We start from the raw sequence: 12,769 nt of genomic DNA on the forward strand, positions 1-12,769 counted from the left end.
CTAGTTTAACATAAAACAACACAAACAACCCCTAATTTAAAGAAAACAATGAAAAAGTTTCTTTTAACAGCAGCAGCGGTGCTCTCCATGCAGTTGGCATTTGCACAAACTTCTGCGGTCACCAATGCCATCATGTACCAGCAAAAAGGTACGTTAGATAAGGCAAAAGAAGAAATTGACAAAGCCGTAGTACACGAGAAAACTGCCAACAATGCCAAAGCCTGGTATTACAAAGGAGTGATTTACTCAGATATGGCTAATCACCCTGTCTATGGTAAACTGATGGACCCAGCCGAGGCTTCTAAGCAGGCGTATGAGGCGTTCTCTAAAGTTCCAGCCCTGGAAACCAAGAAAAAGGAGTTCACTGAGGAAGCCAACAAGCGCAAAGAAGCTCTGATGAACAACATGTATGCCTTCGCCCTGAATGCGGGTGTGGAGCACTACAACAACAAGAAGTTTGCCGATGCCCAAAAGGCGTATATGCAAGCGATCACCTACAAGCCAGAAGACACTACTGCGTACATCTATGCCGCTTACGCAGCGGCCGGTGCTGAGGATTATGCCTCTGCCAAACAACTGTACACCCAGTTAGTAGATAAGAACTTGGCTTCTGCGGCCGTATATGGTCAGTTGCTGTACATTGCGAACAACGTAGAGAAGAATGAGAAAGAGGCGTTGGCTGTGTTGGAGAAAGCCCGCGCCAAATACCCTAACAACCGTGATTTCATGTTACAGGAACTTGACCTGTACCTGAAATCAGGCCGTGAGAAGGAAAGCATGGACAAACTGGATGCGGCCATCAAAGCAGATCCCACCAATGCCAACCTGTACACTGTGCGCGGAAACATCCTGGAGAGACTGAAGAAACCAGAGGAGGCACTGGCGTCTTACCAGAAAGCTGCTGAAATTGACCCAAACAACTTCGATGCTCAGTACAACCTGGGGGTTTACTACTTCAACAAAGGCGCGAACCTGAACAACAAAGCCAACAAAATGAGCCTGGCCGAGTACCAGAAGAGCGGTAAGGCAGTTCAGGCCGAAGCTAAGAAGTACTTCGCCCAAGCCATGCCTTACTTTGAAGGTGCTTTGAAAGTACAGCCTAAAGACCGTACTACTGTTCAGTCACTTCTGAAAGTTTACACTGCTCTTGACAAAACCGCCGATGCCAAGCGCATGGATGCTTTGTTGCAGACTCTGTAATTCCCTCACTATATACTTCAAAAAAGGGGCTCATACGGGAGCCCCTTTTTTTATGCCCTTTTTCCAAAACAGGCCTAAAACGAAACCAAAAAGACGGAAAACTCTATAAGGTTAGAACACTTTCAAAACTAGTTTTATCTTGAGTAAAATTTTGATTTATGCCAGCCGAAAAAGCCATTGCAATTATCGCGCATGACGGAAAAAAGGCAGAAATGGTAGCCTTTGTGAAAGACCATTCAGTCCTCTTCCAGAAAACCAAATTAGTAGCCACCGGTACCACCGGGCAATATGTAGAACAGATCGGGCTTAAGGTGAAGAAGCTGCTCTCGGGTCCTAAAGGCGGTGACGCTCAGATAGCAAGCCTGGTAGCGGAAGGGAAGGTGCATGCAGTGCTGTTCTTTCGAGATCCGTTGGGCAAACACCCGCATGAACCCGATGTGCAGATGCTAATGCGCCTTTGCGATCTCCATAATGTGCCGCTGGCTACTAATCCGGCTACTGCCAGGCTGTTGGTAAAAGGCTTTGAGTTAGAACAGGGTCAAAACAGAATTTCCTGATTATTCATCTTTTCGGGTCACTTCAAACCAAATCTACTGAATCCAGTACATTACTTAGATGTACTAACGGTTGATCGTGATGAAGAAAAATAGATGGATACCTTTGGCAATTCTGCTGGCGATTATTCTAAATGCCTGTAGTAGTTCTATTAAGGTGATGAATACCCAAGCGGCTCCGGATTTTAATTTGACTTCGTACAAGACTTTTGGCTTTGCCCAAGACAATGCCTTGGCCGTAGGAGATAGCATTGAAATCCCGGCTGAACACTTGGCTTTATTCCAAAGGGAAGTAAGCCGGCAACTGGAGCAACGGGGTTTAACCCAAACGTCCACAAACCCGGACTTATTGGTGAATCTAGGTATTGTGGTGGCAGAGAAGACCCAAACCCGCCAAACAGATTTCAGAACAGATGCCCCGTATTATTCAGGGCAGCGGCGGTACTCCTGGAAAAGCAAGGAAGTAGAAGTTGGCCGTTACAAAGAAGGCACCATATCGGTGCATCTGGTGAACAACGCCCAGAATGCTCTTGTCTGGAGTTCCGAAGCAGAAGCAGTGGTTCCCAGAAAAGCCGAGAAGGTACAGGAAAAGATCACTGAAGGTGTAGAAAAACTTTTCAGTTCACTATTACCAACTGCCAAATAAGAGGAAGGAAAAGCGAAGAAAGTCCTTAATTATGTTAACTAAAAAGCCTCTTTCTTTAAAGAGGCTTTTTAGTTAACAGGGAACAGGGAGCATACTGTATAGTAGCCTCTTTTCTAAAAATAGGCCATAAACATCTTAATGGGCTTTAAGACTTGCCTAATTCTTGAATAAATTCATCCAGCATGTCTTGACTGTAGCCAATTCTTCGGGCATACTCCAGGCAAAGGTTGTATTCGTTTTTGTCAACCACTCCGTCTTGCAGCACCATCATGACAAGGCTTTGCAGCTCCATTGTTTTCTGCAGGCCGTCTTCAGGGATAATAAAGGATAGCAGGGAAAGGTTATCGGCAATGGGCGCAGTATCTTCCTCCGTTAAGTTAAGCCGCCTTCCAATATTGACCAGGAAATCACTTTCTTGCTGATCTAAATAGTTATCAGCTATAGCAACTAAAATGAGGTTCTGAAAAAAGGAGAGCTTTTTCTGTTTTGTATTAAGAAGTTCATCGAAGGATGTTTGGGTAGCCATAATGAATCAAGTTGATTTACCTTAGACTACCGCAAAAAGAGGATGAAGGTTGTGTGCACTTGAAAATCAGTATTGATGGAGGTTTGTTACAACCTCAAAGTCTAAATCTATACTTACTTAAAAGCGCCATTGAAATTGTAAATGTTAAGCTTATCATCAAAATCTAAGTAGGAGAAGTTCTTTCAAAACTTTACTTAACATAATATAAATTATAAGACTTTTAAGTATACTTGAGAACAGAGGCTTATAGCTTATTATATGTTAAGTAAAGCTTCAGTTTTAATTCTATAATATAGAATCTACATTGCTTTGAACCTTAAAGAACATCGTTAAGCAATTTAGTAGATTAATAACCTTAGCGCCTATAGCAAGATTCCATTCATATACCATTTAATTTTAAGATGAAATCCTTCAAGAGCCTTACTCCAGTTACCAACCAATTTTACCAAGGTATGGTCTGTTAATGCGTGCTCTTTGAATATTAGGAATGATAGACTCATGTAGGTTTGGTTTGAATAAGCCAAACTGAGCTCTTACCTGTTCATCATTCAAGGCAGATTCCATTATGTGCAACCCTAATTTGCGATAGCTTTCAAACTGAGCCTCGCTGAAAAACTGGTCCCCTGTAGATTGGTGCGGGAATGCTGGAAATTTCAGGCTGTATTCCCGAACATCTACTGCTTCGTCGCCGGTTATAGAAGACTTTAGGTAGATCAACTTACCTGAGGGTCTACCAATGGAGTCTTCCGGATACCAGATGTTCCCGATAGCGAAATGTTGGGCCGAATAAGAAGTTTCTTTGTTTCGGGTGGTGATGGGCGTTACGTCAATTTCTATATCAACCCCAAAATCTATACGGCACCTCCGGATGGCGTTGGCGAGGCCATCGCAGGTGAAGCGGTCATCCTGTTCTCCGTCTCCTAAAACAATCAGGCGGGTTCTCCGACGGACAAGTTCATATAAGCCCATGTTGTCAAAATGACCACCATCAGAAAGGCACACATAATCACGCCGGGTATCGGTTTTGCCTAAGAGGTCATAAATAAGGTAACCCAAACCGAACCTAGGGTCAGACCGTTGCCAGTCGCTGCGCCGTGGATTGCCCATCCACCAGCCCAAGCGGGCATTGAATACGGTCATCAGGAATGCAGCCGTTGGAGAGGAATGGTAACCCTGGTTCGGGTTTGCCGCCGCGCCAGAAATGGCCATGGTGGTTCCAATGCCGGGTCCGCCCAATTTTTTTCCATTAGGATACGCATACTGTTCTGTAGGCCTGAAACCGTACTCAAAGGATTTTCCCGCAGAACTGATGGAAGGTCTAAGCCGGCAGAAATCAAACCCACAGTACAAGGGCGTAAACACAAAAGATTCGGCTTGGCGGTCCTGGCGGTCCAGTTCTGTGGCTTCGGTGGCATTTAAGGTGGTGTTGATTATCAGCAAGGGTCCTGGGTAGCCGAACTTCGTTCTTAATTTGGCAAGTTTAAGGTCATCTTTACTATCAAAACCGGTAAAATGATTGACGCTGGCTTCCCGTTCTGTGCGCCGGCGCGATGCAGCAAGGTATCCCCTCATCAGGCGGTTCCTATAAAAGTGGTGCATAGAAAATTCGTTCACCCCTACTCTCCAGGCCAGAAGGCTGGTGAGGGCGGCCAAAACAAGTAATAAACCAAATGCTTTAAAAAGTGAACTTCCCTGTATGCCCACGTGACGTACTATGTTTCCGATAACTTCTGAGGCAATAATCAACATGCCTACAATAAAGAGGTAAGGCGCAACCCGCACCAACAAATCCTTCCATTTAGAAGTTGTTGCTGAGGAGGACTGTTCAACTGGCGTAGCAGACCCAAAGGCGAACCTAACAGCTATTCCTATGAGGGCTACCCAGCTTCCTGCTAAGGGCAGTATATAGTCTTGGCCTACCTGAATGAGTCTGCCCCCTAAAAGGCAAACGGTTGATAGTAGAATCCACCCCATAATGCCGCGGTGAACATCGGCCCCCATACGCCCCCACCACTCTCGTCTATCATCTGGAAAAAACTTGCCTAAGAGGGCCATCCTGATTACCACCGTAAAGCTCAGCACCTCCAAAACAAGCGGAGTACCTATGATAAAAGCCAGGTTCCCCAAAAACTCCTTTGAACTGATTAGCTCTTCAAAAGTAAAGGACCCGGTGTTTTCGCGCCAGGAAGGTGCATCCTTTGATAAAATGACTAAAGAATGCAGGGCATGCCAACCCAGTGCCAGTAACATGGTTCCGGCAAAGGCAGCCACCACGGAGAACACCATCAGAAGGAAGATGGCCCAGGCTTGATATAGGCGGGATCGTTTAGGCAGGCAGGCATCATAGCGGCCCAACCCTGCCACCAGCAAAAGGCCTGCGGAGCCAACGTACGCGACTGGCAGAAGCAGGTAGAACCTATCCAGTATTGAAACGGAAGTATTTTCATCAGCCAGAATACCATTGGAGAAGAACCAGCTGCTTACCATGAAAGCCGTTAGCAGACCTGTGACCAGCAATCCTCCGGTTATTAGGTACGTTTTCTTTTCTTCGATTAAGCTAGGTGGTGGCAGGTTTTTGGTGTAGGAATGCATGCCCCAACCAGCCAAAACAGCCCCGGCCAGAATAAAACCGCTCGTTACCCAGAGCACCGATTGCCGAGTGGTGCCTTCGGGCCAGAGTTGCTGCCACAGCAGGCAAAGACAAAGCCCTGCCACCAGAACGGTACAGAGTAACAGCATAATGACAACCTGGTTCAGTAAGGTATTTCTTAGCCAGGTCAAGCCCACGGTCCAGGAGTCAGCAGACATGATGCTATTGTTGGGAGCAAGATAGTTGCTGAACATGCGGAGCCAACGGATGGGCCTTACCTCCTCTCCCATGGGGTCAGCCGATTTTTCAGGGTTCAATCTATCCTGGACTTTCTGAATAGAGCCTTCTCTTTCAATCCAGGCCGAAAACCAAGACCCGATATATCCGCCCCCGGAAACCGTTGAAAGGTAATCAAACTGGGTCAGTAACCCGGCTTTGGCCAGCCCCTGCAGAATGCCCAGGTTGAACGTGGCCGACCGAATTCCCCCGCCTGAAAAGGCGAGCGCCCGCAACCTCATGTCTGCCGCCTGCTTCAGCGGGCCTCCCCTTTTTACGGTTGGAGGTTGTTCCCGTAAGTTTCGGCTTTGGTGGATTTCCTGCAATTCTTCCCGGTAGACAGTCTCAAAAGGCAAAGGAACTTTCTGCTCTAGTAATTTTTGGACCAGGGCTTGGTCATCTTCGAGCAGGAGTTTGGCCTGTTCGTTTGAAGCCATTTTATCTTGAAGCTCTCGCTGTTTGATAGCATCGTACTCTCCTCCTCCCAATGCCAAAACAACCTGCACCGGCATATATCCCAGTGCCTCCACCAGTGAACGACGGGAACCCGGAGTGGTATAAAGCAGATGCCGGATGGCTACTCGCCAATGCTGGGGTGCGGGATAGGAGTCCAGTTGAGTTCTGGGCTTACTTTCTGCCTCTTTCTTATGAATGGACGAAGTTCCCGGAATTATTTCATATGACAGCTTCGGCCCCAGAAGCGGTCCCTTTTCTTGAAGCCATTTCAACAAAGCGGCAGAGACGGAGATGAATTTATCTGCACAGACTTCTTCTGAATTCCGGCTTTTCTCCTTCAGCCACATGAGTTCTTGAGTCCGCTTCAGATACCGCTCTTCCGTTTTTACCCCTTCCAGGTGTTGGAGGATAGTTTCGAAGTCTTTTTCCAGAAACACCACAGAAACTGACTTCCTTTCTGACCTGCCCTTCTCAGTTGAACGCACCACGTCCTGCATCAACTCTATAATTGACACCGCCCTTGAAGTTAAATCCAATATAGCATCCATGGCTGAAGATTGCTGGTATTATGCTAAGGAAGTAGGAATAGACATCAAAGAAGCTGGCAGAAGAATTCCAGACTTTAAGGTAGCATTGGTCACAAAACGTTCAGGTAAACACCCGGTAATTTTCGTGAGAGGAAGTAAGATGTTAAGTATTTAGAATAAGGGTTAAAACCATTTATAATTTTAGAAAATGATTGCGGGTCCTCACGGACATTCACCTTATGAATTTCCCATATAAGAGCCTTATTTTTATATTCTATTGGTGGAGTTTTACCGTTACTTTTATAAAAAGAACCAATAAATAAATGGTAAATGCTGGCGAAATACTGCTTCTATCTGTTTTTAAAGGTTTTTCAGTAAAATGGCTTTAAATGCGCTACTTGTCTCGTCCTTCTATTGCACCGGATTATGCAGTTCAGAAAAGATATGGGCGGTTGGTTCGCTTATCAACTCCAAAGCTGGTTCATGTAGCTTAATGGAAGGAAGTGTAAGGTTAAGGGCATCGGCGGTATTAGGTCCAACTATTCCGTCGCTGCCTTCCAACCCGAAATTGGTGGCTTGAAAATTGAGAACTGCCATCAAGGTTCTGGGCCCGAAGTCCTTATCAAGATTGCCTTCATAGAATTTCTTCTCGCGCAGCTTTTCCTGGAGTTTGAGTACCACCTCTCCTTTTGAGCCATACCGGAGGCGCATGGTCAAAGATTTAGATTCATTAAGGGCTACTTTTTGGGCATCGCGCCCTTCCAGCAAAAGGTAAGGAAAACTGTTCTGTTCAAGCGCGTAGGCATTTGCCTGGAAAACCTTCCAGGCACCGGTACTAGGCAGGTTTTTCCTGCTCTTGCATTTTGGGTAACCCACCACCACCTGACAACCGGCACTGGAATAACCGTCGCTCACGCCCATACTCCAGGCACTATGCAGGTTATCGAAGGGGCACATAAATTCTACCCGGTCGTTGACGTCGAAATCCAGATCATCGGTGGTGCGCCGGATGGGAAGTTTGTTTACCTGCCTGAACGCCTCGTGCCCCGACTTGCTTCCGGCATGGTGCACGCCTTTGCGGTAATCGTTGTAAAAGCCGGTTAACAGCTGATTGGCCCCTACTCCGTTCCGGGCCCTCGCCTTGGAGACAAACGCCTGGCTGGGCACGGTACTTCCCGGGAAAACCGCAATTCCTTTGCCCGGCACCCATTGACCCAGCGTACATCGGGGATTGATGTAATTGAGGTTGGTGACCTGAAGCAGGTGCTTGTTACTGAACGAATAATCATCCAGGTCTATGGGTAAGCACCCCCGCAAACCGAAGAACACCATTCCCTTCAGGGGCACCTCTATACTGTTCTGCTCAAAAAGTCGCACCAGATGCTCTTCTCTAAACTCAAACATGGCCGTATGTTTTAAAGGTGTTTTTAGAAAATTAGCCTATAAATGGAAGGTGCCGTTTACCCAATCCTGAACAAAGGCCTTCCCGTTCTCAAACATAATCTGCCGTACTACCTGTTTTACCTTGTCGTCATCAATCTCGCTCCGGCTGGTAGAAGGCAGCAGCGAAGGACCTCCGTTTTCATTGCGGTAAGCTTTCTCGGCGATAGGGAGCCATTTTAGGAGTACTTTTTCTAAGTCAGGCATTTTTGAGGCATCCCGGCAGATTTTCACCGGGTCTATGAGCCCGTCAAAATCACTACCGATGCAGATGTGTTGCCAAGGGTCGGTCATCTTGGGGCTAATCTCTTCTTTGTTGCTTTTTGCTACTGAGACAATGTGCAGCAGGTTGAAGCACAAACTCAGCGGGTGGCGTTCTTCTTTGGTGGGCACCAGCCAGGACTCCATAGTCTCCATGCCCTCCAGCGGTTCAGGAGACAATCCCCTTACCTGCACGTCCGGGAAAAATGTCTTGAAATCGGGCACCGACAGGTATTCTGACTGCTCTTTGGAACTCATGCCAATCTTCGCCTGGAAGCCCAAAATTCGAACGTCCAGAGATACTCCTATGAGTCCGCCAGACCGCAGCACTTCAATAATGTCTTCGTCCATGAGGTTAATGCTCCAAGGATTGAACGTGAACTCACTGTTCAGCCCAGAGCCCCAATCACCCGCTTTTCTGCGCCGGGTCATCACTTCAACGGCCCTAATGCCAGACTGGTTAAACGCTGCAGTTTCCGTCATGCTGTCCACCCACTCAGGCAGAGAATAACCCGTAACGCCTACATGGGAAGCGATGATGGGAATGTTTTCGTTTTGGGGATTCTGTTTTCTGTAGGCATAAAAGTCCTGCCTGGATTTCAGGCCCATGTGCTTGATGTCTATCAGGATAGGGGTTGGCTTACCTCCTACCACCATGGTATAGGCGGCATCAATGACCTCTTTGCCTAAGGGCGTGATGCCGTTGCCCACCGGGTAGAAAGCGCCGTGTTTCAGCATCTTCATCCCGAAGGCGTGGGTAGCCAAAGGTTGTTCTATGATGTGCGACAGGTGGGTGAGCGTGATGTAGAAAAGGTCCATGCCCTCCTCCCAGAGCGCCTGCTGCAGCCTTTGTAGACTGGAGGTGACGGTGGCAGTATCTGGTTTGCAGAAATCATCATAAATGGCGCCCAGGGAACCGTTGCCGTTGATGGGTTGGGTGTCATAGAGGTTGGGCTTGGCTACTTTGAGGCGCGACAGGTTATGCCCGCCTTCCATGCCCAGGGCGATGAAGAACTTGGATTCATCAATCTGCGTCGGGCTTTTGCGGGTCAGAAACTGGATGTAGGGCACTTTGGCTAGGCTTCGGTACAAATCCAATTCCTTGATGAACATCCGGTAGTAAGACACCTCGCCTAACCGGATGTTCTTCAGGTACCGCTGGTCCATGGGCCGGGTCCAGCTAGACCGCAGTAGTTTTGCTATAAATCCCTCACTATCAGCAATACCGTGCTCCATGGCCACCACATTGGCAATGCCCAGACGTACCCCCCCCTTGGTCATCTGCTCCAGCGAACACTGACTTTCCAGGATATGCAGGACCTCTTCATCCACCACATCCATGAGGTCATTTTTCAGGTCCATGGGTTTGGTGAGTTCTACTGCCGCCCGGCCAGATGGGTAATTTTCTTCATAGCGGGTTATGAACTGCTTAAAAACCGGGTGAAAATGAAAGTCGAAGTAAGAAGTCTGGGCCATGGCTGCAAGGGTTGTTAGCGTCTGAAACTCTCAAAGTAGTCGTTAAGAATCTGTTTGCTCTTCAGGCTGCTGGCGGAAGCGGTTGACTCCAGCATCCCGTTATACTGGCTTTTAAGGAGAGCATTATAGGCAGTTTTGCCCCGGCCGGTCAGGTTGGCAAACTCCATTGTTTCATGATGGCCAGGCATGGACTTCCGTTTCAAGGTATTCCAAAAGAAATGAATGGCTTCGCGCACGCCTAGGTCTGCCTTGGCGGGTACGTTCTTGCCTTGGTAGGCATTGATTAATTCTTTAGGTTGAGGCAGCTCTACCTGTAGAAGGGCCTCAATATCCAGAATACCGGCCCCGTACATAGAATACATCTTCACTTTCCAGCTGGCTGGTTTACGGGCGCTTTTCCGTAAACAGTACCGAAACGCTTCTACTACCTGCCATTTCTGAGGATACAATGCCCTTAACTTTTCAACGTGAAGCGCTTTCCAGAGGGTAGCCGCAGATGCAACGTGCGGGGTGGCGTAACTGGTACCATCACCGTAGGCCATGATTTCCTGCCCGTCTTTGTCCAGGAACGGCACGTACACCGATTCACCTGGGGCGGCAATGTCAACGGCCTCGCCGTAGCTGGTACCAACCCAGGGTTTCTCATCAGGGTTGGTGGCGGCAACCGCGATGGTGCCTGGGTAAATGGCCGGGGCTACCACTACTTCTACCTCATTTCCGGCGGCACACACCCAAATCACCCCACTTTCATAGGCTATCTGGGCCACTTTCCCCATCATGGGCCGCGGGTAACTGCCCATACACATGAATATAACATCGGCACCGTTATTCACGGCGTGGGTTACCGCATCTACAATGTCTTTGGCCCGACCCAGCAACAGTACGCTTTTGGCCACCCGGTACGGAATGAGCTTCACCAAGGGTTTGTCTGTGTCATGCAGAATACCGGGGTTTCCGTCATACTCATACTCTGGCTTAATCCTTCCGCCTACTACCAGACTGGCCGTGCGGGTACCGTGGCTGGGCATCTTGAATCCCCATTTGGCTTGCTCATCGCGGGCATCGGAGTCATGGTCCACGAAGTCCATGTCCCACTGTAAGTCATAAGACTCTTTGACCTTTGAGTGGGTAGAGTATCCAGTGTCTAGTTGTACCAGCTTTATATTTTGGATGTTCTTTTTAACGGCGCTCCAGCGGCCATCTTCCTGGGCAATTCCATTAAAATTTACGGCTCGCCAGTTCCACCTTCTTACCCCCTCCAAATCATTGGCGGCAATTTGTTCTTTCGCCCACTGCGCATTTTTCCACTGCTCCAGAAACTCGTGCTCGTTCCACTTGGCGGAACCATCTGTGTAGACAAAGTCTAAAATAGATTCCTGGCCCTGCGGCATCCCGCTAGGGTTTGTGGAAGAAGTTGCCAGGTCTGAATAAACGGGCAGGTCTGGGGTACAGGCATCAATGTGGGGCATGGCCTCCAGAGCCGCCGCCATCTCCCAGGCTGTCTTGTCTGACTTTACGCTGAGGTAGAAAAAGCGCCGTTGGTCTGCATCTGAGGCGTAGGGGAAAATAGGTTCACTGCGGCTGAGTTCTGGCACCAAGGTATTGGCATTTTGCTTCCAATCGTCCTGCAAGGCTTCAATGGCCGAAAGCTCCACCTCAAATTGTTGCAGGCTGCCAGGCAGTTCTTTCTCTGGTAAAGGGGTTGTCATGGATGTTGGAGTTGGAGTGGAAGAATGAGATTGAACTTCAGTTGGCGCAGAGGGCTGGCTTTCCAGAATCTGGTGCCGGTACTTTTCCATGGATTTGGGCAGTTCCATGTTCCGGACGGCCTGTATGATGCTGCTGACCCGCACGCCTTCGTTCCCGAGCCAATCAATGACATCGTCTGGGTCGCCGGGTTCTACCAGGGTGCCGTTCTTGCGGAGCCATTGGCCCTGGTTGTTTCTTCGGGGAACGCCGCTGTGGTGCAAGGCCACTATTTCACCGGTTCCCAGTCCCACTACCATGCCTCCTGAAGACCCGGGCAAGGTATCTGACTCGTAGATGAGGAAATTATCGGTGAGGGTAAGCATCCGGATGTCTTTCAAAACCACTTTCTTGTAGTCTCCGCCGGGGTGCTGGACCACAATGCAGTTTTCTCCTTCTATGATTTTTCCGGTGGCCCCATCTAACCGCGCAGGAGTGAAAGACGAGAGAGGAATATTGTCTTCAGAGGTATCGGCTACCGCCACAATGGTAAAATCCAGTCCGCTGTTGGGGACCTCCGCTTTTTTCTGGATGGGAGAGGTCAGGTAAAAAATGTCTGGCCGAAGGGCGAAAGTGACCGGGTCTGAAGCCTGGGTGGCCCCTAATTCATACCGGAACTGGATTAATGATTTTCGGGCAATTTCTGCATCGGGCAGCACATGGTTGTTGGTAATGATGAGGTTGGGCGTGATCAAGAAACCGGTTCCGTATCCCGAGGCTCCGAAAGGACTCTTGATTATGATCCGGCAAACCGAGTCAGCGAGGTTCACGATCTTCCTGAGGATAAACACGTCCTGAAAATTAGGCACCCCATTGATCCGCTCCAGGGCTAGGTCAAGAGGTACTCCTTCCCGTTGAATCCGTTTAGAAAGGCGGTGGGCCTCCTCCGGTACCTGGATGTCTACCAACGATACCTGCCCTTTCCGGTTATGGTAAATTCCGTTCTTTATCCGCTCAATTTCCTTTAAAGAGGCCGTATAACGATCAGAAGCATAGTTGGCGATATCGGTCTGGTTCAGTTCCATAGGTTAGAGGTTGGTGTACTTCCCCGCCAACAAGGCTCTTCCGTTT

Annotated in this window: 8 protein-coding genes; 3 read left to right on the forward strand and 5 right to left on the reverse strand. The window is 48.5% G+C overall.

Annotated elements, in window-relative coordinates; genetic code table 11:
• Window positions 1-48: 48 nt before the first annotated feature.
• The 3 genes from EFB08_RS05380 to EFB08_RS05390 all read left to right on the forward strand — a co-directional run bounded on the left by EFB08_RS05380 (window position 49) and on the right by EFB08_RS05390 (window position 2,400).
• On the forward strand, window positions 49-1,200 hold the full coding sequence (locus EFB08_RS05380; RefSeq protein ID WP_123125896.1) for a tetratricopeptide repeat protein: 1,152 nt from the start codon (window positions 49-51) through the stop codon (window positions 1,198-1,200).
• Between the two features lie 158 nt (window positions 1,201-1,358).
• Window positions 1,359-1,757, forward strand: coding sequence for a methylglyoxal synthase (locus tag EFB08_RS05385; protein ID WP_123125897.1), 399 nt, complete (start codon window positions 1,359-1,361; stop codon window positions 1,755-1,757).
• A 79-nt stretch (window positions 1,758-1,836) separates the two neighbouring features.
• Entirely contained in the window at window positions 1,837-2,400 is a 564-nt protein-coding gene (locus EFB08_RS05390) for a DUF4136 domain-containing protein (protein WP_123125898.1), read from the forward strand.
• Between the two features lie 145 nt (window positions 2,401-2,545).
• On the opposite strand, the gene EFB08_RS05395 is transcribed toward EFB08_RS05390, so the two are convergent.
• The 5 genes from EFB08_RS05395 to EFB08_RS05415 all read right to left on the reverse strand — a co-directional run bounded on the left by EFB08_RS05395 (window position 2,546) and on the right by EFB08_RS05415 (window position 12,723).
• Entirely contained in the window at window positions 2,546-2,926 is a 381-nt protein-coding gene (locus EFB08_RS05395) for a hypothetical protein (protein ID WP_123125899.1), read from the reverse strand.
• A 429-nt stretch (window positions 2,927-3,355) separates the two neighbouring features.
• Window positions 3,356-6,796, reverse strand: a complete 3,441-nt coding sequence (locus tag EFB08_RS05400; RefSeq protein WP_227006226.1) for a patatin-like phospholipase family protein — start codon at window positions 6,794-6,796, stop codon at window positions 3,356-3,358.
• A 390-nt stretch (window positions 6,797-7,186) separates the two neighbouring features.
• On the reverse strand, window positions 7,187-8,179 hold the full coding sequence (locus EFB08_RS23755; RefSeq protein WP_227006227.1) for a peptidoglycan-binding domain-containing protein: 993 nt from the start codon (window positions 8,177-8,179) through the stop codon (window positions 7,187-7,189).
• 36 nt (window positions 8,180-8,215) lie between these two features.
• On the reverse strand, window positions 8,216-9,952 hold the full coding sequence (locus EFB08_RS05410) for an amidohydrolase family protein (protein WP_123125900.1): 1,737 nt from the start codon (window positions 9,950-9,952) through the stop codon (window positions 8,216-8,218).
• 14 nt (window positions 9,953-9,966) lie between these two features.
• Entirely contained in the window at window positions 9,967-12,723 is a 2,757-nt protein-coding gene (locus tag EFB08_RS05415; RefSeq protein ID WP_123125901.1) for a S8 family serine peptidase, read from the reverse strand.
• Window positions 12,724-12,769 lie beyond the last annotated feature (46 nt).

This window comes from Rufibacter latericius (assembly GCF_003721515.1).
Taxonomy (GTDB): Bacteria; Bacteroidota; Bacteroidia; order Cytophagales; family Hymenobacteraceae; genus Nibribacter; species Nibribacter latericius.